The organism is Frigoribacterium sp. 9N, from assembly GCF_902506305.1.
GTDB lineage: Bacteria > Actinomycetota > Actinomycetes > Actinomycetales > Microbacteriaceae > Frigoribacterium.
In genome coordinates this window covers 23,479-50,105 of record NZ_LR733392.1, presented here as the reverse complement: position 1 = coordinate 50,105, position 26,627 = coordinate 23,479, and the positions used below count along the sequence as shown (strand labels likewise).

20 protein-coding genes are annotated in these 26,627 nt (G+C 72.2%); 11 read left to right on the top strand and 9 right to left on the bottom strand.

Annotation, left to right across the window (positions count from 1 at the left end; translation table 11 throughout):
* Positions 1 to 16: 16 nt before the first annotated feature.
* The 3 genes from ARTHRO9V_RS03320 to ARTHRO9V_RS03310 are packed head-to-tail and all read right to left on the bottom strand — an operon-like array spanning position 17 to position 4,283.
* Entirely contained in the window at positions 17 to 2,821 is a 2,805-nt protein-coding gene (locus tag ARTHRO9V_RS03320; protein ID WP_159825585.1) for an FtsX-like permease family protein, read from the bottom strand.
* Positions 2,818 to 3,546 (bottom strand): ABC transporter ATP-binding protein, encoded by a 729-nt coding sequence (locus ARTHRO9V_RS03315; RefSeq protein WP_056049874.1) that lies wholly within the window; start codon positions 3,544 to 3,546, stop codon positions 2,818 to 2,820. Before ARTHRO9V_RS03315 ends, ARTHRO9V_RS03320 begins: the two co-directional genes overlap by 4 nt.
* On the bottom strand, positions 3,543 to 4,283 hold the full coding sequence (locus tag ARTHRO9V_RS03310; RefSeq protein ID WP_159825583.1) for a PadR family transcriptional regulator: 741 nt from the start codon (positions 4,281 to 4,283) through the stop codon (positions 3,543 to 3,545). The genes ARTHRO9V_RS03315 and ARTHRO9V_RS03310 overlap by 4 nt, the downstream gene beginning before the upstream one ends.
* Positions 4,284 to 4,572: 289 nt before the next feature.
* On the opposite strand from ARTHRO9V_RS03310, the gene ARTHRO9V_RS03305 reads away from it, so the two are divergent.
* A complete protein-coding gene (locus tag ARTHRO9V_RS03305) occupies positions 4,573 to 5,742 on the top strand; it encodes a LacI family DNA-binding transcriptional regulator (protein WP_056049712.1) in 1,170 nt (389 codons plus the stop codon).
* 89 nt (positions 5,743 to 5,831) lie between these two features.
* On the opposite strand, the gene ARTHRO9V_RS03300 is transcribed toward ARTHRO9V_RS03305, so the two are convergent.
* On the bottom strand, positions 5,832 to 7,208 hold the full coding sequence (locus ARTHRO9V_RS03300; RefSeq protein ID WP_159825581.1) for a globin domain-containing protein: 1,377 nt from the start codon (positions 7,206 to 7,208) through the stop codon (positions 5,832 to 5,834).
* A gap of 210 nt (positions 7,209 to 7,418) precedes the next feature.
* On the opposite strand from ARTHRO9V_RS03300, the gene ARTHRO9V_RS03295 reads away from it, so the two are divergent.
* The 5 genes from ARTHRO9V_RS03295 to ARTHRO9V_RS03275 are packed head-to-tail and all read left to right on the top strand — an operon-like array spanning position 7,419 to position 13,990.
* On the top strand, positions 7,419 to 9,107 hold the full coding sequence (locus ARTHRO9V_RS03295) for an ABC transporter substrate-binding protein (protein ID WP_159825579.1): 1,689 nt from the start codon (positions 7,419 to 7,421) through the stop codon (positions 9,105 to 9,107).
* Entirely contained in the window at positions 9,104 to 10,084 is a 981-nt protein-coding gene (locus tag ARTHRO9V_RS03290) for an ABC transporter permease (protein WP_056049705.1), read from the top strand. Before ARTHRO9V_RS03295 ends, ARTHRO9V_RS03290 begins: the two co-directional genes overlap by 4 nt.
* Positions 10,081 to 11,034: an ABC transporter permease gene (locus ARTHRO9V_RS03285; RefSeq protein WP_123570899.1), complete on the top strand. Its 954-nt coding sequence runs from the start codon at positions 10,081 to 10,083 to the stop codon at positions 11,032 to 11,034. Before ARTHRO9V_RS03290 ends, ARTHRO9V_RS03285 begins: the two co-directional genes overlap by 4 nt.
* Positions 11,031 to 12,779 carry an ABC transporter ATP-binding protein gene (locus ARTHRO9V_RS03280; protein ID WP_201298908.1) on the top strand — a complete coding sequence of 583 codons (1,749 nt, stop codon included), beginning with the start codon at positions 11,031 to 11,033 and terminating at the stop codon, positions 12,777 to 12,779. The genes ARTHRO9V_RS03285 and ARTHRO9V_RS03280 overlap by 4 nt, the downstream gene beginning before the upstream one ends.
* Positions 12,780 to 12,808: 29 nt before the next feature.
* Positions 12,809 to 13,990 carry a glycoside hydrolase family 1 protein gene (locus ARTHRO9V_RS03275; RefSeq protein ID WP_056049700.1) on the top strand — a complete coding sequence of 394 codons (1,182 nt, stop codon included), beginning with the start codon at positions 12,809 to 12,811 and terminating at the stop codon, positions 13,988 to 13,990.
* Between the two features lie 110 nt (positions 13,991 to 14,100).
* On the opposite strand, the gene ARTHRO9V_RS03270 is transcribed toward ARTHRO9V_RS03275, so the two are convergent.
* The 3 genes from ARTHRO9V_RS03270 to ARTHRO9V_RS03260 form a co-directional block, all read right to left on the bottom strand.
* On the bottom strand, positions 14,101 to 15,429 hold the full coding sequence (locus tag ARTHRO9V_RS03270; protein WP_159825577.1) for a GNAT family N-acetyltransferase: 1,329 nt from the start codon (positions 15,427 to 15,429) through the stop codon (positions 14,101 to 14,103).
* A 151-nt stretch (positions 15,430 to 15,580) separates the two neighbouring features.
* Positions 15,581 to 18,286 (bottom strand): hypothetical protein, encoded by a 2,706-nt coding sequence (locus ARTHRO9V_RS03265; RefSeq protein ID WP_159825575.1) that lies wholly within the window; start codon positions 18,284 to 18,286, stop codon positions 15,581 to 15,583.
* A 93-nt stretch (positions 18,287 to 18,379) separates the two neighbouring features.
* Entirely contained in the window at positions 18,380 to 19,762 is a 1,383-nt protein-coding gene (locus ARTHRO9V_RS03260) for an MFS transporter (protein ID WP_159825573.1), read from the bottom strand.
* A 214-nt stretch (positions 19,763 to 19,976) separates the two neighbouring features.
* On the opposite strand from ARTHRO9V_RS03260, the gene dnaK reads away from it, so the two are divergent.
* The 5 genes from dnaK to ARTHRO9V_RS03235 all read left to right on the top strand — a co-directional run bounded on the left by dnaK (position 19,977) and on the right by ARTHRO9V_RS03235 (position 25,389).
* Positions 19,977 to 21,857, top strand: coding sequence for a molecular chaperone DnaK (gene dnaK / locus ARTHRO9V_RS03255; protein ID WP_056049689.1), 1,881 nt, complete (start codon positions 19,977 to 19,979; stop codon positions 21,855 to 21,857).
* Positions 21,858 to 21,868: 11 nt separating this feature from the next.
* The gene (locus tag ARTHRO9V_RS03250) at positions 21,869 to 22,528 is read left to right on the top strand and encodes a nucleotide exchange factor GrpE (protein ID WP_233568413.1); all 660 of its coding nucleotides are present in this window, start codon (positions 21,869 to 21,871) and stop codon (positions 22,526 to 22,528) included.
* 158 nt (positions 22,529 to 22,686) lie between these two features.
* A complete protein-coding gene (locus ARTHRO9V_RS03245; RefSeq protein ID WP_159825571.1) occupies positions 22,687 to 23,685 on the top strand; it encodes a DnaJ C-terminal domain-containing protein in 999 nt (332 codons plus the stop codon).
* 92 nt (positions 23,686 to 23,777) lie between these two features.
* Complete coding sequence (locus tag ARTHRO9V_RS03240) at positions 23,778 to 24,185, top strand: heat shock protein transcriptional repressor HspR (RefSeq protein ID WP_056049862.1); 408 nt, start codon at positions 23,778 to 23,780, stop codon at positions 24,183 to 24,185.
* A gap of 91 nt (positions 24,186 to 24,276) precedes the next feature.
* The gene (locus ARTHRO9V_RS03235; RefSeq protein WP_159825569.1) at positions 24,277 to 25,389 is read left to right on the top strand and encodes a class I SAM-dependent methyltransferase; all 1,113 of its coding nucleotides are present in this window, start codon (positions 24,277 to 24,279) and stop codon (positions 25,387 to 25,389) included.
* Positions 25,390 to 25,417: 28 nt separating this feature from the next.
* Here ARTHRO9V_RS03235 and ARTHRO9V_RS15965 read toward each other — a convergent pair whose 3' ends face one another.
* Complete coding sequence (locus ARTHRO9V_RS15965; RefSeq protein WP_159825567.1) at positions 25,418 to 25,972, bottom strand: pilus assembly protein CpaE; 555 nt, start codon at positions 25,970 to 25,972, stop codon at positions 25,418 to 25,420.
* Positions 25,973 to 26,132: 160 nt separating this feature from the next.
* Positions 26,133 to 26,609 (bottom strand): DUF3060 domain-containing protein, encoded by a 477-nt coding sequence (locus tag ARTHRO9V_RS03225; RefSeq protein WP_159825565.1) that lies wholly within the window; start codon positions 26,607 to 26,609, stop codon positions 26,133 to 26,135.
* Positions 26,610 to 26,627: the final 18 nt, after the last annotated feature.

The window sequence follows — 26,627 nt, the reverse complement described above, 5'->3', positions numbered from 1 at the left end:
GCGGCCCGCCTGCTCGTCAGTCCAGCACGGGTCGTCGCACGAGGGAGGCCGGTCGACGGCTCGTGAGTGCACTGCCGGCGGCGACGACGAGGGGAAGCCCGACGGCCACGACGGCGAGCACCCACCACGGTGGGGCGAACGGCAGGTCCGAGGCCCAGACCATGGCCCCCGTCGGCACCAGCCCCAGGATCGTGCCCAGCACGGCACCCGTGCCGACGACCACCACGCCCTGCCAGAACGACATGGCGCGTCGCTGGGCGTCCGTGCCTCCGACGGCCTGCATGGTCACCTGGTCGCTCAGCCCCTCGGCGCGGGCCAGCCCCAGGGCGACCGCTGCCGCCGCGGCGCAGACGAGGGTCGTCGCGAGGAGTGCCAGGACGAGGGCCAGGTCGAGGCCCCGATCGACGGGACTCGTCTCGACCGTCGCCCGGCCGTCGGTGGCGGTGGTGACCTCGGCCCGGAGGCCGGCGGCCTCGTCCTCGGTCGGTTGCCGGTCGGTGGCCATCACCACGGCACGCTGGGTCAGCTCGAAGCCCAGCCGCTCGGCGGTCCCGGGGCTCATCAGGACGGCCCCGGTGCTGAGCGTCGTCGGACGCTGGACGACGGCCGGGAGCGACACGGACGTCGAGGGGGTGGCCGAGGCGTCGAAGCCGTCCTCGACCTCGGCCGGGGTGGCGAGACCGATGGTGGCCTCGCCCTCGACGACGAGCGACGGGTCGAAGGCGATGACGCCGCCCGACTCGAACGCGGCTCGGGCGGCCGTGGACGGAGCGGCCCCCAGGGTCACGGCGAGGCCGTCCTCGTCGGTCACGATGATGTTGTCCTGTGACGTGAACGAGCCGAGCGGGTAGTCGCAGGCCGGGTCGGCATCGGTGATCCGCTGCGCCTCACGGGACGACAGGCCCTCGAGGCGCCCCGTCGACGAGTCGCAACGGTCGGGGACGGTCAGCACGGCCCACGGCGTGACCGCGTCGACGGCGACCGGGGCGCCGTTCGAGTCGTAACCGCTGGGGACCGGGGTCTGCCACACGGCACGGTCGCTCACCGGGAGGCCGCGCGCGACGGCGGCGACGGCCGCGGAGTCGAGCGAGGCCGCCTCGGGGGAGCCGCCCGGCACGCGGAGGTCGGACGCCTGGTCGTACGAGATCGCCACGGTGCCCGCCGGGTAGGGGCGGTAGAAGGAGTCCTCGGACTGTCGTGCGGCCGCGGTCGACATCGAGACGCCGAACACCGCGACGAACACCGCCGTGGTGACGGCCGCCACGGCGGGAGCCGTGCGGGCGACGCCGTGGGAGGCGTCGCGCAGGGCGAGCCGCAACGGCACGGGTGCGAGCGTGGACGCGCGCCCGAGCCGACGGACGAGTGCCGGCACGAGCAGCAGGACGCCGACGAGGGCGGCCACGGCGGAGACCGCGAGGCCGACGAACGCCGCCCACCACCAGCGTGAGCCGACCGGGACCGAGGTGGCGTACGAGACCCATCCCGCCCCGAAGCAGGCGAGGACGCCGCCGACGACGAGGACGCCGGCGAGCACGGCGGATCGTCGGCCGCGGCCGCGGTCCGACGCGGCGTCCACCGCCCCCGAGGCCGTCCCGCCGCGCAGCGAGTCCATCACGTCGACCCGGGCGGCACGGCGCGCGGGCACCACGGCCGCGATCCACGACACGGCGACGGCGAAGAGTCCGATGCCCGCGACCACGACGCCGGGGACGTGGACGCCCCAGAAGGCGAACGGGCCCACGTCGACGCCGGCTCGACGGGCGAGGGCCACGACGCCGATGCCGAGGTCGACTCCCACGGCGAGACCGGTGACCGCGGCGACGACGCCGACCCACACCCCCTGCCGCGTCACGATCCGGGTCAGCGTGCGCTGGTCGGCCCCGACCGCGGCCAGCACGGCCAGCGTGCGGCGTTGCCGACGGGCCCCGACCCCGAAGGCCGCCCCCGCGAGCAGGGCGACCTCGGCGCCGGCGAAGACGGCGAAGACCACGCCGAGGGCGGCGTAGGTGCCCGTGCTGCCGTAACCCGCCTCGCTCTCGAGCCCGGGGGTGCCCTCGGGCGGGGGGTCGGCGACGACCGCCGCCGACCAGACGACGAATCCCGCGCGTCCCAACTCGCGCACCTCGCCCCAGTCGACGGCGTCCCCCACGAGGTACTGCTCGGACGACGTCGACGACGCCGAGGCCGTCGACGACGGATCGGGCAGGCCCGCCGCCAGGTCGTCGCGGGCGAACACCTGCCGGTCGTCCGTGCCGCCGCCGACCTCGGACATGATGCCGACGACCGTGACCTCGAGGTCGCGCGGGCCGTCGGCGCCGGGGACGCGGTGCACGGTCGTGGTCGATCCCGTCCCGAGCCCGTCGTCGCGGGCGAGGGCGGGCGTGACGAGCACCTCATCGCCCCGCTCGGCGGCGCGCCCCCGCTCGAGCACGTAGCGGCCCTCGAAGGCCGGGTCGGTCACCGGTCCGATCACGACGCCGGCAGGGGACGTGCCGACCCGGGTCCAGAGGGTGCGCAGGGTGAGCGTCCGCTCGACCCCGGGCACGACGTCGGCCGGCGCGCGGTAGGTCACCTCGTCGCCCGACCACTGGTTCAGCCCCCGGACGGACTGCCGGGTGTCGTAGCCGGTCCAGTGCACCCGGGCGGCCGTCTGGCCCAGCGTCGAGGTGATCTCCTGCCGGGTCGTGGGCATCGCGCTCGCGACGAGCACCGCCGCCCCCGAGGCGCCGGCCACGGGCAGCGCGATCAGCAGCATGACCATCACGTACTCGCGCAGGCGCCTGAGCACCTGTCGACGCGCGACGAGGCCGCCGGCCGTCACCGCGCCTCCGGGGTCAGCAGCGACTCGGGCCCCCGCGGCGCGGACTCGTCGACGAGGCGGCCGTCGCGGAGGAACACGATCCGGTCGGCCCAGGCGGCGTGGCGGGCGTCGTGCGTGACGAGCAGGCCCGCGGCACCCGCGTCGACCCGTTCGCGCAACAGGCCCATGACCTCGTCGCCCGTGCTGCTGTCGAGCGCGCCGGTCGGCTCGTCGGCGAGCACCAGGCGACGGCTGCCGACCAGGGCGCGGGCGATCGCGACGCGCTGCTGCTCGCCGCCCGAGAGCTCGGCAGGGAAGGCCCGTCCTCGAGCGGCCAGGCCCAGGGTGGCCAGCGCGTCGTCGGCGGCACGCCGGGCGGCACGGGTGCCGATGCCGTCGAGTTCGAGCGGCAGGGCGACGTTCTCGGCCGCGGTCAACGTCGAGACGAGGTTGAACTGCTGGAACACGAAGCCGACCGACCGTCGTCGCACCCGCGCGACCTCGGCCGCGCTCAGGTCGGCGAGCCAGGTGCCGTCGACCTGCACGTGCCCTGCGGTCGGCGTCGTCAGGCCGCCCGCGATCGCCAGCAAGGTCGACTTGCCCGAGCCGGACGCGCCCATGACGGCGACCAGCTCGCCCTCGAGGACGGTCAGGCTCACGCCGTCGAGGGCAGTGCGGGCGAGGTCGCCGGTTCCGTGTTCGTGCCCCACCGCGAGCAGGGTCAGCACCTCGGCGCGCTCGGTCACGACCGACCTCGTGCGGCCCGCGCCGGCCCCGGCGTCCGGGCAGGGGACCCGGGCCCGCTCGTCGTCGGGGCCACGGCCTCGACCGCCCACTGCCGTTCGGCGAGCGACGCCCGGCGCAGGCTCGACTCGACGTGGTCGAGCCAGCGCACCTCGGCCTCGGCCGCGAAGATCATCGAGTCGACGACGAGGCGCCAGGCGAACTCGCCGGGCGCCTCCGGGTCGCCCCCGGCGTGCTTGGTCCGGGTGAGTCGCTGCAGCTTCGCCAAGGAGGCGCGGCGCTGCGTCTGCACGAGCGTCGCCACGTCCACCCCCGGCAGGGTCGCGGCGAGGGCGAACTTGAGCGGCAGCTCGTCACGGGTGGCGTCGGGGGTGTCGACGGCCGTTCCGAGCCAGTGGGCGACCTCGGCCCGTCCGGCGGCCGTGATGCGCCAGAGTCGCTGGTGTTCTCCGGCGGCCTGCCCGGTGCCCGCCACCGAGGCCTCGGCGGCGGGCGACCCGTCGGACCCGGGCGATCCGTCGGACCCCGGCGACCCGTCGGCCTCGGGCGACGTGTCGCGGGGCGAGGGCTCGTCACGCTCGACGAGGCCGTCGCGGTCGAGCCGGTCGAGGGTGGAGTACACCTGGCCGACGTTGAGCGGCCAGGTGGACCCGGTGCGTCGGTCGAACTCGCTGCGCAACTGGTAGCCGTACCCCGGGCCCTGGTCGAGGATCGCCAGCAGGCCCAGTCGCACGGTCACGGGGCCGCCTCGCCGTCCGGTCGTGCCGTCACGTGGCCTCCTGTGGTCGAGTCGCGGCGTCGCCTCGTGGCGCCCGTGCATACCGAGTATGCCCCGCATCGTCGACTCCGACAAACGGCACCCGCGACGTCCGTCGACGGCGCCCTCGACGGCGCCCGCGTCGACGTCCGCGCCGGCGGCACCCGACGGCCGTCCCGCACCGGCCGGGGCAGGAGGCGCGGGTCGGCCCCGGGCACCGACCGACCTAGGATGGTCCGCGACCCGCCGCCGCCCTCCTGGAGGACCTCTCGTGACCAAGGCCCCGACCGTCTACGACGTGGCCGCCCACGCCGACGTGTCGATCGCGACGGTGTCGAGGGTGCTGCGCCGTCCCGACGACGTGCGCCCCGAGACCCGGAGCCGGGTGCTCGAGTCGGTGCGTGCCCTCGGCTACGTGCCGAGCGGCGCGGCCCGCGGCCTCGCCGGCCGACGCACGGGCGTGCTCGGCCTCTTCCTGCCGGGCCACGACGGCATCGACGGCCCCGAACCCGACTGGGCCCGGGTGTCGGACGCCTCGCGCATCCCGCTGATCGACGATCGCGAGCGGGCGGACCCGCCGACCGTCGTCGACCCGGGCCGCGGTGCGGCGACCCTCACCGCGCCTCCTCGGGGCGACCACGCGTCGAACCCGGCGAACCTGTACTTCGACGAGGTGCTGCGCGGCGCCGAGGTCGAGGCCTGGCGACGGGGCTTCGCCCTCATGGTCGCCGCCGGGCGGGGGTCGAGCCGCGAGGTGATGGTCAACGACATCGCGGGTCGGGTCGACGGGCTCGCGGTGCTGGCCCAGACGGTGCCGGGCGACCTGCTGGCGCACGTGGCACGACGCATCCCGGTCGTCGTGCTCGCCGACTCGCGACCGGGCGACGACCTCGACCACGTCGGCGTCGACAACGTCGCCGGCATGCACGCCCTGACCGACTTCGTGCTGGGGTCGCGGGGGGTTCGCGACGTCGCCTACGTCGCCGGACCGTCCGACTCGCCCGACGAACTCGACCGTCACGCCGGTTTCGACCGGGCCGTCGAGGCGCACCGTGCGTCCGGCGCGCGCGTCACGGTCCGGGTCGAGCCGGGCGAGTTCTCCCGTGCCGGCGGTCGTCGTGCGGCGGCGGCCCTGCTCGAGGCCGGCGACCTGCCCGGAGCCGTCCTCTGCGCGAACGACCAGTCGGCCCTCGGCGTCCTCGACGTCTTCGGCGAGCAGGGCGTCGACGTGCCCGGTCGCGTGCTCGTGACGGGGTTCGACGGCATCGACGCCGGCCGGTTCTCCCGGCCCCGGCTCACCACGGTGCGTCAGCCGATGGGCGAGCTCGGCCGCATCGCCGTCCGGACGGTCGTCCGGCGACTGACCGACCCGGGAGCACCCGCGCAGCGGGTCACCCTGCCGGTCGAGGTGCTGCTCCGCGAGAGCTGCCCCGCGCCCTGAGCGTGGCCCGCTCGCGAGCCCGCCGGCGCCTCCGCCCGCGAGCCCGCCTGCGCCCCCGCCAGCGAGTCGGCCGGCGCCTCCGCCCGGTCCTACCCCAGTCCGCGCTGCCCGGTGTCGGCACCCGTGACGCTACCGTCGTCCGGCCCGAAGACGAAGTAGTGCACGCGGTCGGCGTCGACGCCGTGACCGATCAGGGCCGCCCGGGCGATCGCCATGAACGGCACCGGCCCGCACAGGAACACCCGGTGCGACGCGGTGAGGTCGACCCGGGCCAGGTCGATCGGGTCGAGGTAGACCCCGGGCCCGTCGATGGACGCCTCGGCCAGCGCGCTGAGCGCCGACAGCGACCCCTGCGTGTAGCTGACCCGCAGCGTCGCGTTCGGCATCGACGCGACCAGCGCCTCGAGCTCGACGCGGTGGGCGTGCCGCTCGGGGGTGCGCTCGAAGTGCAGGACCGTCACGACGCGGTCGGGCTCGGTGCGGGCCAGGTGGTCGAGCATGCCGAGCACGGGCGTGCAGCCGATGCCCGCCGAGACGAACAGCAGCGGGGCGTCGTCGAGGTCGTCGATCGTCAGCGACCCGATCGGGGGCGAGACGCTCACCACGTCGCCCACCCGCAGCTCGCGCATCAGGTGCGACGAGACCTCGCCGTCGGGGGCGGGCGGTTCGCCGACCAGCAGCCGTGCGCTGATGCGCCACTGCTCGTCGTGCCCGCCGCGCAGGCTGTACTGCCGGATCTGCCGGGCTCCGTCGGGCAGCCGCACCTGCACCGACGCGAACTGGCCGGCACGGTACCGCGGCAGCGTCTCGCTGTCGGCCGAGACGAGGGTGAGCGCGACGACGTCCTCGGCCTCGACGCGGTGTTCGGTGACGAGGGCCTCGCGCCACTCCTCGCCCGGCTCGAGGTCGGCCTGCCGGTAGATCGCCTCGACCGTCGTCACCATCTCGTCGCGGGCCTGCCGGTAGACGGCCGACCACGCGTCGGCGACCTCGGCCGTGAGCCGGGGGCCGAGGGCGGCCGCGAACGCGTCGCCGAGGTGCCGCTCGAACAGGTCGTACTCGTCGCGGGTGACGCCGAGCGCCGCGTGCCGCTGGGCCAACCGCGAGACGATCTCGCCGGGCGTCGCCGGTGCGAGGGTCGGCGCCCCGGCCTGGCCGACGGCGTCGGCGTCGCCGTCGACGCCGGACGGTCCACCCCCCGAGGAGGCGCGGTGCCGGTCGTCACCGGCGGCACGCGTCGACCCCGGGGCCGCGTCGAGGACGGCCTGGGCGAGCGCCACGATCGTGCGGGCGAGCTCGCGCTGCTGCCGCCCCTGGGCGAGGTCCCCCCGGTTGAACTGGTCCCGCAGCAGATCGGGTCGCGTCGCGAACAGGCGGCGGTAGAAGTCGTCGGCGATGTCGTGCGCCCGCTCGGCGACCACGGGCAGCGAGGCGCGGAGCGCTCGCAGCTGCGTCGTGCTGGCCATGCGGGTCCCTCCGGTCGGCCGGGGTGCCGTGACCGGCACCCGACGCCGATTCTGGCGTGCGGGCCCTGGCATCCCCTGACGGTTGGCTCGGCGTCGAACGACCTCGCGCCTCCTCGTGGCCTCTCGACGGGGCCGACCACTTGCGCCCCTGCGATGTATGCGCTTACAGTGGGCCCAGCTCACCTCGACGACGAATGAGAGAACGTGGCGATGACGCACGCGACACCCCCTCGGCGACACCCACGCCGACGCTTCCGCACGCTCGCGGCCCTGGCAGCGGCCACGGCCGCCGTGCTCGTGGCCACCGGCTGCAGCATCCAGATCCGCAGCCAGCCCGACCCCAGCATCGGGGCCGACACGATGCTGATCAACGCCGACAAGGGCAACCCGCAGTTCGAGCGCAACTTCAACCCGTTCCTCACGAACAAGCGCACGGCCTCGACCTGGATCTACGAGCCCCTGCTCGAGATCAACCCGCTCGACGGCGAGATCACGCCCTGGCTCGCGAGCGAGACCGTCCTGCCCGACGCGCGCACGATCGACATGACGATCCGCGACGGCGTCGAGTGGTCCGACGGCACGCCCATGACCCCGGCCGACGTGGTCTACACGTTCGACCTCATCAAGGCGAACCCCACGCTCGACCTCAAGGGCGCGTGGCAGCACATCGACACGATCGAGCAGCAGGGCGACCACGTGGTCTTCCACCTGCAGACCGACGACGTGCCGGCCATGGAGATCATCGGTCAGACGACGATCGTCCCCGAGCACCTGTGGAAGGACGTCGACGACCCCACGACCTTCCGCAACCCCGACCCGGTGGGCACCGGACCGTTCACGCTCGGCAACTACTCGCCGCAGCAGTACTCGATGGACAAGAACGAGACCTACTGGCAGGCGGACAAGATCGAGATCGGTCACCTGATCCTGCCCGCGACGAACAACCAGCTCGACACCGTCACGCGCGGTTATGACTGGTCGTACTCGTTCATCAGCGACGTCGAGGGCACCTGGGGTGCCGCCAGCCCCGACAACCAGTTCTGGTTCCCGCCGGGCGGCGTGATCGGGCTCGTGCCGAACCTCACCAAGGCGCCCTTCGACGACGTGAACGTGCGTCGTGGCATCGCCCTGGCGCTCGACCGCGGCCCCATCGCCGAGTCGGCCACCGAGGGCTACCTCGAGCCGGCCGGTCAGACCGGGCTCATCCTGCCCAACCAGCAGGACGACCTCGACCCGTCGATCCCGAACGCCGGCATCCTCGAGCAGGACGTCGACGGCGCCCTCGCGGCGTTCGCCCGGTCGGGCTACACGCAGCAGGGTGACGAGCTGGTCGGCCCCGACGGCCAGCAGCTCGAGATCACGATCCTGACGGCCAACGGCTACACCGACTGGCTGCGGGCCGTGCAGGAGGTGCGGAGCCAGTTGGGCGCGATCGGCATCGACGTGCAGATCCAGGCTCCCCAGCCGGCCGGCTACCAGTCGGCCATCGCGAACGGCGAGTTCGACATGGCGATGGGCGGCATGGGCAACGGCAACGTCTACCAGGCCTACAACAACCTGCTCAACAGCCAGTTCGCCACCCCGGTCGGCGAGACCACGGCGGCCAACTTCGAGCGGTTCAGCGACCCGGCGGTCGACCAGCTGCTCGACGACTGGAAGGCCACGACCGACCCCGAGCAGCAGAAGCAGTACGCCTACCGGTTGCAGAACGTCGTCTACGACCAGCTGCCCGTGATCGGCCTCTACTACGGCGGGCTCTGGGGTCTGTTCAACGACTCGAAGTTCACCGGCTGGCCCACGGCCGAGAACCCGTACATGGCACCGCAGAACTACGACCAGGCACCGCTGCTGATCTTCACGAAGCTCAAGCGCGTCGACCAGGAAGAGGGCGACCAGTGAAGTACGCAGCCCAGAAACTCGGCCTGTTCGTGCTCACCCTGTGGGCCGCGGTCACGCTGAACTTCATCCTGCCGCGGTTGATGCCCGGCAGCCCGACCGACGCCGCGATCGCCAAGCTGTCGCAGAACGGCCCGGTCAGCGCGGCGACGCGCGCCGCCATCGAGGCCCAGCTCGGCGTGCCGAGCGGCAACGTGCTCCAGCAGTACGTCAGCTACCTCGGTCAGGTCGTGCGCCTGGACTTCGGCACGAGCTACACGTTCTTCCCCGAGACGGTCGGCCACCTGGTCGGCCAGGCCCTGCCGTTCACGCTGATCCTCGTCGGGGTCTGCACGATCATCGCCTTCGTGCTCGGCACCCTGATCGGGGTCGCCGCGGCCTGGAAGCGCGGCACCTGGCTCGACTCGCTGCCCACCCTGTCGGGCAGCTTCATGAGCACGTTCCCGTACTTCTGGACCGCTCTGCTGCTGCTGTTCTTCCTGGGCTACGTGCTGCACTGGTTCCCCACCACGGGGGCCTACGGCGCGACGACGACGCCCGGGTTCACGCCGGCCTTCGTCGGCGACGCCCTGCAGCACGCCGTGCTCCCGGCGATCACGATCCTGCTGACGAGCCTCGGCGGCTGGATACTCGGCATGCGCAACGCGATGATCTCGACGCTGGGCGACGACTACGTCACCTTCGCCGAGGCCAACGGGCTCAAGGGCCGCACGGTCGCCGTGCGCTACGCCGCCCGCAACGCCATCCTGCCCAACCTGACCGGCTTCGGCCTCGCCCTGGGCGGCGTGGTCGGCGGCTCGATCCTCGTCGAGCAGGTGTTCGGCTACCCCGGCATCGGCTACCTGCTGTTCAACGCCGTCATCGGCCAGGACTACCCGCTGATGCAGGCCCTCTTCCTGATGATCACGGTCAGCGTGCTCGTCGCCAACTTCCTCGTCGACATCTTGTACGGCGTGCTCGACCCAAGGACCCGCCGATGACCTCCACCGTGTCCGTCCACCTGCCCGAAGGCGCGCCCCCCACCGGGCCCGCCGAGCAGAAGGCGCCCAGTCGCTGGCTCACCATCGGCCGCATGGCCGCGACCATCTGGTCGAACCCCAAGGCGAAGATCGGCGTCGTCATCTTCGGCGTCTTCGTGCTCGTCGCGATCTTCGCCCCGCTGCTCGCCCCCTACGGCGCCAGCGAGAACGGCTTCGAGCGCAACGCCGACGCCAGCTGGGCCCACTGGATGGGCACGACGGCGGCCGGCGAGGACGTCCTCAGCCAGCTGATCTACGGTGCCCGCATCAGCGTCTTCGTCGGTGTCGTGGCGGGCGTGCTGTCGACGTTGGTCGCCGTGGCGATCGGGCTCAGCTGGGGTTACATGAAGGGCTTCGGCGGCGACGTCGTCGGCTTCGTCGTGAACCTGTTCCTCGTGATCCCCGGTCTGCCCCTGATGATCGTCATCGCGGCCTACCTGCAGAACGGCGGCATCACCGTGATCCTCGCGGTGATCGTCATCACGGGCTGGGCGTGGGGAGCCCGCGTGCTGCGCAGCCAGACGCAGTCCCTGCGCTCGCGCGACTTCGTCACGGCGGCACGGTTCTCGGGCGAGAGCGCGGGACGCATCGTGTTCCGCGAGATCCTGCCCAACATGACCTCGCTGATCACCGGCTCCTTCTTCGGCGCCGCGACCAGTGCGATCCTCGCCGAGGCCGGCCTCGAGTTCCTGGGGCTCGGCGACTCGTCGATCGTCAGCTGGGGCACGATCCTCTACTGGGCCCAGAACTCGAACGCCCTGCTCACCGGCCAGTGGATCCTGCTCTTCGCGCCCGGCCTCTGCATCGCCCTGCTGGCGATGAGCCTGACCCTGATCAACTTCGGCGTCGACGCCGTCGGCAACCCTCGACTTCGCGAAGGCGCGAAGCAGAAGAAGGAGGCGCGCAAGTGACCGCCACGGACCTCACCACCGCCGACCGCGCCTCCTCGTCGTCCGACGACGTGCTGCTCGACGTCCGCGACCTCAGCGTCGTCTACGAGAGCGCCGGCGCCGAGCCCGTGCAGGCCGTCGACCACGTGTCGTTCCGGCTCAAGCGGGGCGAGTTCGTCGGCCTGGTCGGCGAGTCCGGCTCGGGCAAGTCGACGCTCGGCTACGCGCTGACCCGGCTGCAGAAGCCGCCGGCGCGTACCAACGGCGGCAGCATCTGGTTCGACGGCGCCGACGTCCGTGACCTCGACACCGAGGCCCTGCGTCAGCAGCGTCAGGGCGGCTTCGCGATGGTGCTGCAGTCGGGCATGAACGCGTTGAACCCGGTGCGCACGATCCGCAACCACTTCGTCGACGTGTTCAAGGCCCACGGCCACGTGCCGCGCGACCGGTGGCACAGCCGCGCCGCCGAGCTGGTCGCGAAGGTCGAGCTCGACGCGGGCGTGCTCGCCCGGTTCCCCGGCGAGCTGTCGGGCGGCATGCGCCAGCGCGTCTCGATCGCCCTCGCCCTGTCGCTCGAGCCGCAGCTGATGGTCTTCGACGAGCCGACCACGGCGCTCGACGTGCTCGTGCAGCACGCCGTGATGGACACGATCATCTCGCTGCAGCAGAGCGAGGGCTTCACCGCCGTCCTGATCAGCCACGACCTCGGGATCGTGCTCGAGTCGGCCCAGCGCGTGCTCGTGATGCACGAGGGCCGCATCGTCGAGGACGGTCGCTCGGCCGACGTGCTCGCCGACCCGCAGGACGACTACACGAAGATGCTCCTGTCGCACTACGCCGACCCTCGTGCCGAGGTCGTGTCGCTGCCCGGGTTCGAGGACCGCTCGGTCCGCCGGGCCCGGGGCGACCGCCGCGTCGACACGACGACCTCGCTGCCGACCGTCGCCACGCGCGGCCAGCGCACGGCGCAGCACGCGATCACCGTGAGCGGCGTGACCAAGACCTATGCGCCTCCTCGTCGGGGCGACGACCCCGTGCGGGCCGTCCGCGACGTGTCGTTCACGCTCGAACCGGGCCAGTCGCTCGCCCTCGTCGGGCAGAGCGGCTCGGGCAAGAGCACGATCGCCAAGCTCGTCACGGGCGTCGAGAAGCCGACGAGCGGCAGCGTCACGTTCGGCGACACCGACGTCACGGCGCTCCGCGGCCGCGCCCTGCGCAGCTTCCGCAGCGACGTGCAGATGGTCTTCCAGGACCCGTACGCGGCGCTGAACCCGCTGCACACGGTCGAGTACACCCTCACGCGTCCCGTCGTGAACTACACCGGCCTGACCGGTCAGGAGGCGCGGCGCCGGGTGCTCGAGCTGCTCGAGACGGTCGGTCTGACGCCGGTCGAGCAGTTCGCGGCCAAGCTGCCGCACCAGCTGTCGGGTGGCCAGCGCCAACGTGTCGTGATCGCCCGGGCACTCGCGAGCGACCCGCAGGTGATCATCGCCGACGAGCCCGTCTCGATGCTCGACGTCTCGCTGCGGGCCGGGGTGCTCGCCCTGCTCGAGGACCTCCGCGAGCAGTGGGGCGTCTCGATGCTCTACATCACCCACGACCTGCTCAGTGCCCGCCTGATCACCGACGACATCATGGTGCTCAACCAGGGAGCCGTGGTCGAGCGGGGGCACACGGCCGAGGTGCTGCAGCGACCGACCGACCCGTACACGGTGAAGCTGCTCGACGCGGTGCCGAACCCGCGCCGCACGCACCGCGCCTCCTGAACTCCTCGACCTCCTCCGAAAGGACCCCTGTGCTCACCTTCCCCGACGGCTTCCTGTGGGGTGCCGCGACCGCGGCGCACCAGATCGAGGGCAACAACGTGAACAGCAACTGGTGGGTGCACGAGCACGCGCCGGGCACGACCATCGTCGAACCGAGCGGTGACGCGGCCGACAGCTACAACCGGTTCCGCGACGACATCCGCCTGCTCGCCGAGCTGGGGCTCAACAGCTACCGGTTCAGCATCGAGTGGGCCCGCATCGAGCCCGAGCGCGGCGTCGTCAGCAAGGCGCAGATCGCTCACTACCGCCGCATGGTCGAGACCTGCCACGAGTTCGGCATCGAGCCGATCGTCACGCTGATGCACTTCACCGTGCCGCGCTGGTTCGAGCGCGACGGCTTCTGGCGCGCACCCGACGCCGCCGACCTGTTCGCCCGGTACACCGAGCTCGCCCTGCCCGTCGTCGCCGAGGGCGTCGAGTACGTCTGCACCATCAACGAACCGAACATCGCCGCGATGCTCGCCGGCGGGGAGGACGCGTCGAACCTCGTCGCATACGGGCTGCCGAACCCCGACCTCGAGGTCGCCGACGCCCTGCTCGCCTCGCACAAGCGCAGCCGCGAGGTGCTGTCACAGCTGCCTCGGATCAAGTCGGGCTGGACCGTCGCCACCCAGGCGTTCAAGGCCGTCGACGAGCCGGGTGCCGCCGAGGCGACGCGCGAGTACGGCTACGTGCGTGACGACTGGTACAGCGAGATGGCGGCGGGTGACGACTTCGTCGGCGTGCAGGCCTACACGCAGACCTTCGTCGGGCCCGAGGGGCCGCGGCCGGTCGCCGAGGGGCTCGAGACGACGCTGACCGGGTGGGAGTTCTACCCGCCGGCCGCCGCCGAGGGCATCCGCAGCGCGTGGGAGCTGTCCGGCCACGTGCCGGTCATGGTCACCGAGAACGGCATCGCGACCGCCGACGACACCCGGCGCATCGCCTACACGCAGGGCGCGCTCGAGCACGTCCACGACACCATCGACGAGGGCATCGAGGTGCTCGGCTACCAGCACTGGAGCGCCCTCGACAACTACGAGTGGGCCAGCGGGTTCCGCCCGACCTTCGGCCTGATCGGGTGGGACCGCGACACCTTCGAGCGGACGCCGAAGCCGAGCGCCCGCTGGTACGGCGAGGTCGCGCGCGCGAACGGGCTGGCGCGGGCGTAGCGCCCTCCGGCCCTGCCGGACCGGTACGGCGCGGGGCGCACGAGGACGCAGGAGGCGCGGGTCACCCGACCCGCGCCTCCTGCGTCTCGGCCCCGGGGCCGATGCCGTGCCTAGAAGTAGGTGATGCCGTGCAGGGGTCGCTCGGGCAGCAGCATCGCGCGGAACTTCTGGACGGCGCCCTTGCGTCGCTCGCGGACCAGACCGGCCGCGGCCAGCGTGACCGGGTCGGAGCCGCCGAGCCAGAGCGAACCCAGCGTCGCGACGTCGAGTTCGAGGTCGGCCCGGCGGACGGCCGCCTTCTTCACCGTCGCCTCGCCTGCCTCGCTCGTGACCCGGTACGTGCCGGCCGCGTGGCCCAGCGCGTCACCGATGGCGATCGTGACGACGCCGTCGGCCGCCCACGGGCGAGCCTGCAGGGCCGCGACCGGGTCGAGGACGCGGAACCACACGTGGTCCTCGTCGTGGCTGATGGTCAGGGCGCGACCGTCGACGATCGCGTGCGCCAAGGGGTCGTGCTGCGGGGCGTTCGAGTACCGGACGACCCGGACCAGGTCGACCGCGAGCAGCAGCTGCCACAGGCCGAGGTAGGCGTCGTCGGTCGCGGCCACGAGGTCGACGACGACGAGGGTCTGCACGCCGGTGGAACCGGGGCCGCCCCCGGCTGACTCGACCCGGTACGTGACGTAGCCGTCGACGGTGCCGGTCGCGTCGCGGTGCACCGCGGCCCGGACCGCGGGGTCGGGCGTGCCGTCGGCGCGCTCGCGGCCGAGGGCGTGGTTCCAGGCGCCTTCGTGCCGGTCGATCGAACCGGGACTGCGGACGTGGAAGCGGGCGAAGACGTCGGGGGCGACCTCGGCGAGCGAGGCCGTGGTGACGAGCTCGGTGCTGCCCTCGGGCTCGCTGAGCAGGCCGCCCGCGCGACGGACGTCGACCTCGATGGTGCGCTCGCGGACGCCCACGCCGAAGCCGAAGCGCCGGTAGATCGACGCCTCGCTCGCGGTGAGGGCGGCGACCGGGGTGCCGGCCGCCTTGGCGCGGGCGAGGTCGTCGGTGATCATCCGACGCAGGATGCCCTTGCGGCGGTGGGTCGGTTGCACGGTGACGCCGGCGACCAGGTCGGCGTCGATCAGACGGCCGCCGCCGACGTGCAGGGTCTTGTCGAACGACGCGAAGGTGGCGACGGGGCGACCCTCGGCGTCGAGCGAGCCGGGGGTGGCCTCGCGGCGGTAGACGCCCGTGAGACGTCGCCCGTCGGCGACGAGGCGACGCGCGGCACGGCCGAGGGAGTCGTCGTCGCCGGCCGGTTCGTGGAAGCCCATCGACTCGGCGTCGACCCAGGCGGCGGTCGCCACGTCGGCCCGCGGGGAGTCGTCGCTCGCCTCGGGGTCGAGCGCGGCCGCGAAGGTGCGGAGGTCGTAGTCGTCGTCGAGGGTGCTCACCCGGTCAGCCTACGGAGGACGGCCGACGTTGTCGTCGGTCTCGAGGAGGAGCGGCGGCCGCCGGGCGCGTCGGCGTCGGGGACGGGGGAGGGCCGGCCCCGCGGGTGCGGAGCCGGCCCTGGTGGTGATGGTGCCGGTACTGGTGGTGGTGTCAGCGTCCGGTGACGAAGTCGATCCCTGTGGTGGTCTTCGTCGTGCCGTCGGTGGCCTTCTGCTCGAAGGTCAGCTGGTAGGTCGTGCCGGCGGGCCCGACGTAGCGGTCGAACGCGAACGCGCCGGTGGACGAGGCGGTGGTGCTGCCGAACGGCGTGCCCCACTGGTTCTTGCCGACGACCGTGGCGAAGGGCGTGGCGGTGCCCCGGAACGTCACGGTGCGGTGGGCCTCGCTGATGCCGCCGTCACGGATGACCGGGGACGAGATCTGCACGTCGACGAGGTCGTCCTTCTGGTGCGTCAACGTCAGGGTCGCCCGTTGCTCGTCCGTTCCGTGGGTCGCGACGAAGGTCAGGACGTAGCCGGGGTTCGTCGGTCCGAGGTTGCGCGAGAACGCCCAGGTGCCGTCGCTGCCGATGGTCGCCTTGCCCATCTGGGTGCCCCACTGGTTGGTCGAGACGAGCTGGGCGCCGACGGTGCCCGTGCCGGTGAAGCGGGCGATGCCCTCGCGGTAGGAGTCGCCGTCCACGTGGCTGGTGACGGTCAGCGGCCGCGAGGGAGCCTCGTAGTCGAGGTGCAGGGTCACCAGTGTGGGCGCACCGGTGGTGGGCGTCATCGTGAAGGTGATGTCGTAGCCGGCGCTGGTCGGGCCGAGGTTGCGGCTGAAGCTCCAGTCGCCGTCCTCGTCCACGCGGGTCGAACCCATGGGCGTGCCCCACTGGTTGGCGGCGGTCAGGCGGGCGTCGGGCGTGCCGCGGCCGCTGAACGTCGCGATGCCGGTGGTGTAGCGGCCACCGTCGGTGTGGCTGGTCACGGTGAGGTCGGTCAGGTCCTCGTCGTCGGAGCCGTCTGAGCCGTCGGACACGGTGAACGAGCGCGTCGAGGTCAACGGCGCGAGGGTCCGCCAGTAGGGCGTCTCGGTGACCGTCATGGTCTGCGGGCCGGACGTCAGGGGCGCCTCCAGCTCGCAGGTCCAGGTCCCGTCGCTCCCGACGAACGCGGCGCAGGCCTCGCCGGCACGCGCCAGGTCGGTTGCGATCGCGATGCGGGACCCGGGGATGCCCTCGCCGGTGATCGAGGTCATGTCGGTCGAGATGGTCTCGCCCTCGGCGATCGAGGTCACTTCGAGGGGGAACGTCTCGGGAGCCGAGTTCTTCTCGGTCGCTGCGACCGTGATCGTGGTGGCCTCGGACAGCTCGCCGTTCCGGACGGTGTAGAGGTCGACGTCCTGCCCGGCGAACGAGGTCGGGATGCGGAGGATGTACGCGCCGTTCCAGGTGGACTCGGTCGCGGCGACGAACTCGCCGTCGATCTGGGCGATCACCGTCGGCACGAGGTACTCGTCGGCGAAGTACGAGGTGGTGCCCTGGACGTAGAAGGTGCTCGACTCCTCGGAGATGCCGTGCATCAACGGGGCCGAGAGCGGTGAGCCGGCCGGGGCCTCGAGCGGCGTCAGGTCGATCTCGAGGGAGTCGCCGTCGCCGTCGCCGTCGTGGGACAGCCCCGTGATGGTCGCGGTCTGCCCGGCCAGCGACCCGTCGAGCAGGAACGAGAACCGGCCGTGCTGCCCGCGGAGACGGGTCTCGCTGTGGTCGCCGACGTCGATGCGGGCCTGGCCGGCCCCGTGGATGATCGTTCGGACGGTCAGGCGGCCGTCGGGGCCCTCGGTCACCGACGACAGGAGGGGGGTCGAGGGGCGACCCGGAGTCCCGGGGTCGGGCATGGTGTCGGCGACGGAGAACGCCGTCCCGGTGGTCTGTTTCGGTGCCGCGGCCCAGGCGGGCGTCTCGGTCACGACGGTGTCGTAGCTGCCGGCCGGCAGCGTCGGCGACGTGCAGCTCCAGTCGCCCAGCGACGAGACGCGGGTCTCGCAGAGCGTGGAGGAGGCGCGGTTCGTCTTCTCGTCGCGCGTCACGACGATCTGCGAGTTCGGGATGCCGGTTCCGGCGAAGGTCGCTTCGGGAGTCGCCAGCACGTCGCCCGCTGTGGGTGACTCGACGTCGAGCGGGTGGACGTCGGAGGCGGTGTTGCGCCCGGTCGGGACGAGCGCGACCTGGGCCGTCCCGCTGGCGTGGCCCTGGTAGTAGGCCGTCACGTCGATGACCTCGCCGGCGCGCGAGGCGGGCACGGTGAGCGAGAACGACCCGTTCTCGGACGGGAAGTCCCACGACATGCCCGACCGGTTGGCCCACACCTCGGTCTTCGAGAAGAGATCGGGGTGGTGCGCCACCGTGCCCTCGATCACGAGGTGGTCGTCGTCGTACTGGCTGACCCCGTGGATGACGGGCGTGCCGGGCGCCTCGTCCTCGCCCTCGGCGTACTGGGTCTCGAGGACGAAGTCGACCTCGACCCGACCCTGCGGGGTGTACGAGATCAGCGTGGCCTTCTTGCCCCGGTCGGCGACGTCGACGAGCGTGGCGAAGCGATCGTTCCAGACGGCGGCGCTGTAGCTGCCCCCTCCCTCGACGATGATTCCCGCGAGTCGCGCGCCCGGCGCCATGCCGGCGACGGACAGCTTGTCGCCCTCGCTCGGTTGGACGAACGCGATTCGGGGTGCGGACGGGGCCGTGGTCGACGCGGACGGGGCCTCGGCCGAGGCCTGGTCGGTGATGGTGGGGGCCGCGTGTGCTGCGGCGGGGGAGAGGGTGCCCACGGCGAGGGCCGCGAGGCCGACGGCGGTGAGGCCTGATCTGATCGTGCTCATGTCTTCTTCCGGATGGGGGAAAGGGAAGACCGATCGGGGCGGCCGAGAGATACTTTACATTCCACCTCTCGTTTTGGCGACTCCGAGCACGCCTCAGTCGATCGAGCGCTGCACCCCCTTCACCGGCAGCATCAACACGAGTCCGGCGAGCAGGACGAGCGCGATCCCGACGATCCCGAAGCGGGTGTCGCCCGTCGCGCTCACGAACAGGGTGAACAGCCCGGGGGCGAGGAAGCTCACGGCTCGCCCGGTCGTCGCGTAGAGCCCGAAGATCTCGCCCTCGCGCCCGGGCGGCGTCACCCGGGCGAGGAACGACCGGCTCGCCGACTGGATCGGCCCGACGAAGAGCGCCAGGGCGAGGCCGAACACCCAGAAGAGGTTCGTCGCGGTCCCGATCGCGAGCACCGCGAAGGCGGCGATCACGAGCCCCACCAACGACGCGACGATGATCGTCTTTGCCCCGAGCCGGTCGTCGAGCCAACCCCCGACGAACGTGCCGATGCCCGCGACGAGGTTCGCCCCGACGGCGAAGTAGATCACCATGCTCGGCGTGAAGCCGAAGACCTGGGCGGCGATGATCGCCCCGAAGGTGAAGACGGCGGCGAGGCCGTCTCGGAAGACGGCGCTGGCCAGCAGGAACAGCAGCACCTGGCGGTTGGTGCGCCAGAGCTTGGCGATCGTCGACCCCAGGAGGCGGTACGAGCGCCACAAGCCCACCCGGGCCCGTGCGGCGGTGGCGGGCAGCTCGGGCACCGACAGCAGGACCGGCACCGCGAAGACCGCGAACCACGCCGCGGCGACGACGATCGACAGGCGGACGTCCCACGCGCCTCCTTCCGTTCCCGTGGCGACGCCGAACAGGCCGCCGCGTCCCTCGACGCCGAAGCTCTGCAAGAAGGCGACGAGCAGCAACAGCAGCAGGACGATGCCGCCGACGTATCCGAGGCCCCAGCCGAACCCCGACACCTTGCCGATCGTCCCCGGTGTCGAGACCTGCACGAGCATGGCGTTGTAGTTGACGCTCGCGAACTCGAAGAAGAGGTTGCCGACGGCGAGCAGGGCCGCGCCGAAGACGAGGTACCCGGGCGCCGGGGCGACCAGCACCATCGCGGCCATGGCCAGCACCACGAGACCGGTGTTGATGGCCAGCCAGAGCTTGCGGCGCCCGGAGCCGTCGCTGCGCTGGCCGAGCACCGGCGCGAGCAGCGCGATCAGCACCCCCGCGATCGTCAGGGCGGTCGAGATGACCGTCGCGTTCTCGGCCTTGGCCAGCACCAGGGCCGGGTTGCGCGCGTCGTCGCCGGCCGCCGCCACGATCGCCGGATCGACGAAGGCGCCGGACGCCAGGTAGGTGCTGAAGACGAACGAGGTGACCACGGCGTTGAAGGCGGCGGAGCCCCAGTCCCAGAGGGCCCACGAGAGCACACGGCGGCGGGGGATCGGGTCGGCGTCGGCGAGCGTCTGCGCTGCGGTCATGGGGGTCAACCTAGTGGGCGTCCGTGGCCGAGGGGGGTCGCGCCTCCTCGTCCGGCGTGGGCGCGGCGACCCTCTCACGAGAGTTGAGTCTTTCTGGCTCAACTTTCAGGTTCGCAGCTTGACGTCGGCCGCAGCGTGAGTAAAGTTGAGCCAGGCCGACTCAAGGCCGGCCCCCAAGGCTTTCGTCACACCGCACCACGAAGGAGAAAAGCACATGGCACGTGCAGTAGGAATCGACCTCGGTACCACCAACTCGGTCGTCAGCGTCCTCGAGGGTGGCGAGCCCACCGTCATCGCGAACGCCGAGGGTCTGCGCACGACCCCCTCGGTCGTCGCCTTCACGAAGGACGGCGAGGTGCTGGTCGGCGAGACCGCGAAGCGCCAGGCCGTCACCAACGTCGACCGCACCATCGCGTCGGTCAAGCGCCACGTCGGCACCGACTGGAAGGTCGAGATCGACGACAAGAAGTACACCCCGCAAGAGATCAGCGCGCGCATCCTGGGCAAGCTCAAGCGCGACGCCGAGCAGTACCTGGGCGAAGAGGTCACCGACGCCGTCGTGACCGTCCCCGCGTACTTCAACGACTCCGAGCGCCAGGCCACGAAAGAGGCCGGCGAGATCGCGGGCCTCAACGTCCTGCGCATCATCAACGAGCCGACCGCCGCGGCGCTCGCCTACGGCCTCGACAAGGGCAAGGAAGACGAGCTCATCCTGGTCTTCGACCTCGGTGGCGGAACGTTCGACGTCTCGCTGCTCGAAGTCGGTAAAGACGAAGACTTCTCCACCATCCAGGTGCGCAGCACCTCGGGTGACAACCGCCTCGGCGGCGACGACTGGGACAACCGGATCGTCGAGCACCTGATCAAGAAGTTCAAGGACGCCCACGGCGTCGACCTGTCGACCGACAAGATCGCCAAGCAGCGCCTCAAAGAGGCCGCCGAGCAGGCCAAGAAAGAGCTGTCGTCGAGCACCTCGACCAGCATCCAGCTGCCGTACCTCACGCTGACGGCCGACGGCCCGCTCAACCTCGACGAGACGATCTCGCGCTCGCAGTTCGAGCAGTGGACGAGCGACCTGCTCGACCGCACCAAGAAGCCGTTCAACGACGTCATCAAAGAGGCGGGCGTGAAGGTGGGCGACATCGCCCACGTCGTGCTCGTCGGTGGCTCGACCCGCATGCCCGCGGTCACCGAGGTCGTCAAGCAGCTCACCGGTGGTCAGGAGCCCAACAAGGGCGTCAACCCCGACGAGGTCGTGGCCGTCGGTGCCGCCCTCCAGGCCGGCGTGCTGAAGGGTGAGCGCAAGGACGTCCTGCTCATCGACGTCACCCCGCTCAGCCTCGGCATCGAGACCAAGGGTGGCGCGATGACGAAGCTCATCGAGCGCAACACCGCCATCCCGACCAAGCGTAGCGAGACCTTCACGACGGCCGACGACAATCAGCCGTCCGTCGCGATCCAGGTGTTCCAGGGCGAGCGCGAGTTCACGCGTGACAACAAGAACCTCGGCACCTTCGAGCTGACCGGCATCGCCCCGGCCCCCCGCGGCGTCCCGCAGATCGAGGTCACCTTCGACATCGACGCCAACGGCATCGTGCACGTGTCCGCGAAGGACAAGGGCACCGGCAAGGAGCAGTCGATGGTCATCTCGGGCGGCTCGTCGCTGTCGAAGGACGACATCGAGCGCATGGTGCGCGAGGCCGAGGAGAACGCCGCCGAAGACAAGGCGCGTCGCGAGGCCAACGAGACCCGCAACTCGGCCGAGCAGCTCGTCTACTCGATCGAGAAGCTGATCAAGGAGAACGACGAGAAGCTGCCCGCGGACGTCAAGTCCGAGGTCCAGGCCGACGTCGACTCGCTCAAGTCCGCCCTCGCCGGCGACGACGAGTCCGCGATCAAGCCCGCCTTCGACAAGCTCAACGAGAGCCAGCAGAAGCTCGGCCAGGCGATCTACTCGCAGAGCCAGGCCGACCAGGCCGGCGCTGCCGGTGCGGCCGGTGCCGAGGGTGCTCCCGCCGACGGCCAGGCCCAGGGCGACGACGAGGACATCGTCGACGCCGAGGTCGTGGACGACGACGACAACGACAAGAAGTAGAGGCGGTCGGCATGACTGACGACAACAAGACGCCCGACGACGAGCCGCGTCCCGCGACCCCGTCCGAAGACGGCGGCACGGCCGACGTGGTCGAGCCCGACGAGCTCGTCGACGCCGAGGCTCCCGACGTCGAGACCCCGGCCGACGCCGAGGCCCCGGCCGGGGCCAAGGCCGCCGCCGAGTCGATGGCCGAGGCACCCGAGGGCACCGAGACGCTGAGCGCCGACGACGAGGCGATCCTCGACGCGGCCAGTGCCGACCTGGTGGCCGACATGCGACAGGACATGCTGCGGGCCCAGGCCGAGCTGGTGAACTTCCGGAGGCGCGTCGAGCGTGACCGCGAGGCCAACCGCGAGGCCGTGGTGGCCGAGGTCGTCCGTTCGCTGCTGCCGGCGCTCGACGACCTGGCCCGTGCCGAACAGCACGGCGACCTGGCCGAGGGCCCGATGACCGTCATCGCGCAGAAGATCCGCGGGGGGCTCGACAAGTTCGGCCTGGCGCAGATCGGCGCGAAGGGTGACGTCTTCGATCCCAGCAAGCACGACGCCCTCGTCCAGCTGCCGAGTGCCGACGTCACGGTCAACACCGTGGCCGACGTGATCGAGCCGGGCTACACGATCGGCGACCGGGTCATCCGGGCCGCCAAGGTCGCGGTGCACACCCCCCAGTAGCACCCCGGTGACGGGCGGCCCCCGGGCTGCCCGTCACCACCCCCCTGCGACGCGAGTCGCGATCGGCGGTGGGCTCCTCGACGAGGTGCCCACCGCCTCCCCCGTTCTCTTCCGGTCGCTGCCAGGCAGCGACTTCCAGTCAAGGAAGGAGGTGCCGCATGGCGAGTCAGGACTGGTTCGACAAGGACTTCTACGCCGTCCTCGGTGTCTCCAAAGACGTCACGCCCGCCGAGCTCAAGAAGGTCTACCGCAAGCTCGCGCGCAAGTACCACCCCGACTCCAACCCCGGCGACGCGGCCAGCGAGGCGAAGTTCAAAGAGATCAGTGAGGCCCACTCGGTGCTCTCCGATCCCGAGCAGCGTCGCGAGTACGACCAGGTGCGCGCCATGGGCGGCGGTGCCCGCTTCGCGGCCGGCAGCGGCGGCCCCGGAGGCGCGGGCGGCGGCTTCGAGGACGTCTTCGGCGGCATGTTCAACCAGGGCGGACAGCGCACGCAGTTCCGCCAGGGCGGCAGTGGCGGTGGCTTCGACGACATCTTCGGCGGCATGTTCGGCGGTGGTGGATTCGGCCAGACCAGCGGCGGCTACCGCGGCTTCGGCGGCCCGCAGAAGGGCCGCGACATGACGGCCACGACGACCCTCGACTTCCAGACCGCCATCGTCGGCGAGACCATCACGCTGCAGGCCTCGAACGGCAAGCCGATGAAGGTCCGCATCCCGGCCGGCGTGCACGACGGCCAGAAGATCAAGCTGCGCGGTCGCGGCGAGCAGAGCCCCGACGGCGGCGAGGCCGGCGACATGGTGCTGACCGTCGCCGTTCGCAAGCACCCCGTCTTCGAGCTCGACGGCAAGAACCTGCGTCTCGACGTACCGGTCACCTTCGCCGAGGCGACGCTCGGTGCGACCATCGAGGTGCCCACCCTGGGCGGCGACCCCGTGCGTCTGCGCGTCGCACCGGGCACGCCCTCGGGTCGCGTCCTGCGCGTCAAGGGGCGCGGCGTGCACGCCAAGGACGGCGTCGGCGACCTGCTCGCCACCGTCCAGGTCGCGGTGCCCGCGCACCTCAACGACAAGGCGCGCGAGGCCGTCGAGGCCCTGGCCGCCGCGCTGCCGGCCGAGAACCCGCGCGACGACCTGATCGCCCGCGCCCGGGCCTGACGAGACCGACCCGACCCGCGCCTCCTCGGCGGCAGGCCACGAGCGACGAGACAGGAGACGAGATGGACCGACCGGACCCCACCCAGTGGCCGATGGACGAGCACTCGCCCCTCTTCGCGATCGCGACCGCCGCCGAGCTCTCGGGCCTGCACGCGCAGACCCTGCGGCAGTACGACCGGCTCGGCCTGGTCGTCCCGCAGCGCACCGCGGGCAAGTCGAGGCGCTACTCGATGCGGGACGTCGTCCAGTTGCGAGAGATCGCCCGACTCGGCGGCGAGGGCATCTCGCTCGAGGGCATCAAGCGCATCCTCGAACTCGAGAACCAGGTCACCTCGTTGCAGTCCCGGGTGCGCGAGCTCGAACGGGCCCTGGCCGACGAGATGGTCAACCGGCCCGGCGCCCGGGTCTTCGCCGCGGGCGAGAGCGGCGTCGTGCCGCTGCGACACGGCACCCGCCCGTCACGGCAGACCTCGGTCGTCGTCTGGCGGCCGCTGCGCTGACGCGCGGCCCCGAGAGGTCGCGACCCGCAGCGCGCACCGGGAGGTGGGCGGCAGGTCGTGACAGGTCGGCCGCGCGGACTAGCGTTGGCGGGTGATCGACTTCGAGCAGCTGCGCCGGTGGCCCGACATCGAGGCCCCCGAACTCGTCGCGCACGACGCCAGCGACCGGCTGCTGCTCGACACCGCCGACGAGGCGCTCGCCGACCACCCCGAGGCCGTGACCGTCATCGGCGACCGCTACGGCGCGCTGAGCCTCGGGGTCGCGGCCCTGTCGCCCGGCACCCCCGTCCGCGTGCACCAGGACGCTCTCTCGGGCGAACGCGCGCTCGACGCCAACGCCGGCCGCCTCGGTCTCGCCACGACGTGGTCGCACCACGGTCTCGACGAGGCCCTCCTCGAGGGCGCGCGGACGGTGCTGCTGCAGCTGCCCCGAGGGCTCGACGCGCTCGACGAGATCGCGGGGTCGATCGCCCGGTACGCCCACCCCGACGTCCGCGTCCTCGCCGGGGGACGCGTCAAGCACATGACCCTCGCGATGAACGACGTCCTGGCGCGCCACTTCGGCGAGGTGACCGCCGGGCTGTCCCGCCAGAAGTCCCGGGTGCTGACCGCGACGACCCCGACCCCAGGAGGCGCGCTCGGCTGGCCGCGCACCTCGCGTCACGGCGACGTGGTCGTCGTCGCCCACGGTGCGGCGTTCGCGGGCACCTCGATCGACGTCGGCACCCGAGCGCTGCTCGCCGTCCTCGACCGCGCGGCTCCCGAGGCCCGGGACGTCGTCGACCTGGGGTGCGGCACCGGAGTGCTCGCCGCCTCCTTCGCCCTCGCCCGACCGGACGCCCGGGTGGTCGCCACCGACCAGTCGTGGGCGGCGGTCGAGTCGGCGCGGGCCACCATGACGGCGACCGGCGTGGCCGATCGGGTCGTCGTGTCGCGCGACGACGCCGGGTCGTCGTTGCCCGAGGCCTCCGCCGACGTCGTGCTGCTGAACCCGCCGTTCCACGTCGGGGCGACGGTGCACACGGCCATCGCCCACAAGCTGTTCGAGGCGGCCGCCCGTCTGCTCCGCCCGGGCGGTGAGCTCTGGTGCGTGTGGAACTCGCCCCTCGGCCACCGGCCGGTGCTCGAACGCGTCGTGGGACCGACCACCCAGGTCGCCCGTGACCGGCGCTTCACGGTGACGCGGTCGGTCCGTCGGGGCTGACCCGGGGCGGGGCCCGGGTCGGGTCCTGTCAGCGGGCCTCGGCCTCGGTCTCGACCTCGACCTCGACCTCGTCGAGGCGCAGCGACGCGTCGATGTAGGCGAGCAGGGCGTGCGCGTAGGCGTCCTCGGCGACGGAGGCGCGGTGCCGGAGGTCCGTGTCGCCCCCCGTCGGGCGGGTGGTCACCTCGTAGACGGTTCCGCCACCGTCTCCGTCACCGCTGATGTCGGGGTCGCCGCCTGGGTTGGTGGTGCTGTCGCTGTCGCCGCCGCTGTCGGGGCGGGAGCCGGTGTCGACGTGTCGCGCGAGCCCGCGGAACACGGGGCCGAGCAGCTCGCGCAGCTGGTCCTCGCGGGGCAGCCACAGGCTGTCATCGGCGGCGACCGAGTCGAGGGCCCACTCGGTGGTGCCGTTGAAGCCGAGCTCCGTGCCCGTGGGGTACTCGTGGACCTCGATGGTCATGTCGCTGAGCGTGAAGACGTCGCCGTCGAATCCCGGGGTCTCGATGACGAATCGGTCTCCGGCGCGGGGCCGCCAGCGCAGTCCGGCGTCGCGCAGGCGGCGGGCGAGGGCGTGATCGAGCATCGGCCCATGATGCACCGTCGAGGTGGGAGGGAGTGACGGGGTGCCGACCCGCAGAGATTCGCGCCCGATTGCTCGGGCTCGGGGTCGACTCGGACTCGGACTCGGACTCGGGCTCGGGCTCGGATGCGCGCGCGGGGGAGGGGCGGTCCGGTCCGCCGCGTCAGCGAGTGGTGACGACGTTGCCCGTGCCGTCGGTGTTGAGCAGGGGCTGGAGGTCGTCGTCGAGCCGGATGGTGTTGTCGTCACCCATCGCATCGACCTGGTCGACGCGGGGCACGTCGACGGTGTTGCGGTCGCCCATGACGACCACGACCCGGGTCGGACCGAGGGTCAACTCGGCGTCGCTGCCGTTGACGATGACGGTGTCGCAGCCGTCGGGCAAGGTCTTGGTGCGGGGCTCGTCGTCGCCGAACTGCATCCAGGCGAAACCGTCGACGCACGTGTCGTCGGCGGGATCGGTCGCGGTCGAGGCGCCGCCCGCGGTGGAGGGGCCGCCCGGTGCCGGTGCGGTGGTCGTCGACGTGGTGGTCGCGGAGGGGCCCGGGTCGATCGTCGAGGCGGCGCTCGTGCAGCCGGCGAGGCCCGCGCCGAGGGCGACAGCTGTCACGAGGCTGATCAGGGTCGAGGTCGTCGTCATGGGGTGCTCCGGGGCGGG

Bases quoted from the DNA above. Each gene is read 5' to 3' on its own strand.
- ARTHRO9V_RS03300 (WP_159825581.1), bottom strand. From the start codon at position 7,208: ATGGCCAGCACGACGCAGCTGCGAGCGCTCCGCGCCTCGCTGCCCGTG.
- ARTHRO9V_RS03295 (WP_159825579.1), top strand. From the start codon at position 7,419: ATGACGCACGCGACACCCCCTCGGCGACACCCACGCCGACGCTTCCGC.
- ARTHRO9V_RS03285 (WP_123570899.1), top strand. From the start codon at position 10,081: ATGACCTCCACCGTGTCCGTCCACCTGCCCGAAGGCGCGCCCCCCACC.
- ARTHRO9V_RS03265 (WP_159825575.1), bottom strand. From the start codon at position 18,286: ATGAGCACGATCAGATCAGGCCTCACCGCCGTCGGCCTCGCGGCCCTC.
- ARTHRO9V_RS03260 (WP_159825573.1), bottom strand. From the start codon at position 19,762: ATGACCGCAGCGCAGACGCTCGCCGACGCCGACCCGATCCCCCGCCGC.
- dnaK (WP_056049689.1), top strand. From the start codon at position 19,977: ATGGCACGTGCAGTAGGAATCGACCTCGGTACCACCAACTCGGTCGTC.
- ARTHRO9V_RS03250 (WP_233568413.1), top strand. From the start codon at position 21,869: ATGACTGACGACAACAAGACGCCCGACGACGAGCCGCGTCCCGCGACC.
- ARTHRO9V_RS03245 (WP_159825571.1), top strand. From the start codon at position 22,687: ATGGCGAGTCAGGACTGGTTCGACAAGGACTTCTACGCCGTCCTCGGT.
- ARTHRO9V_RS03240 (WP_056049862.1), top strand. From the start codon at position 23,778: ATGGACGAGCACTCGCCCCTCTTCGCGATCGCGACCGCCGCCGAGCTC.
- ARTHRO9V_RS15965 (WP_159825567.1), bottom strand. From the start codon at position 25,972: ATGCTCGATCACGCCCTCGCCCGCCGCCTGCGCGACGCCGGACTGCGC.
- ARTHRO9V_RS03225 (WP_159825565.1), bottom strand. From the start codon at position 26,609: ATGACGACGACCTCGACCCTGATCAGCCTCGTGACAGCTGTCGCCCTC.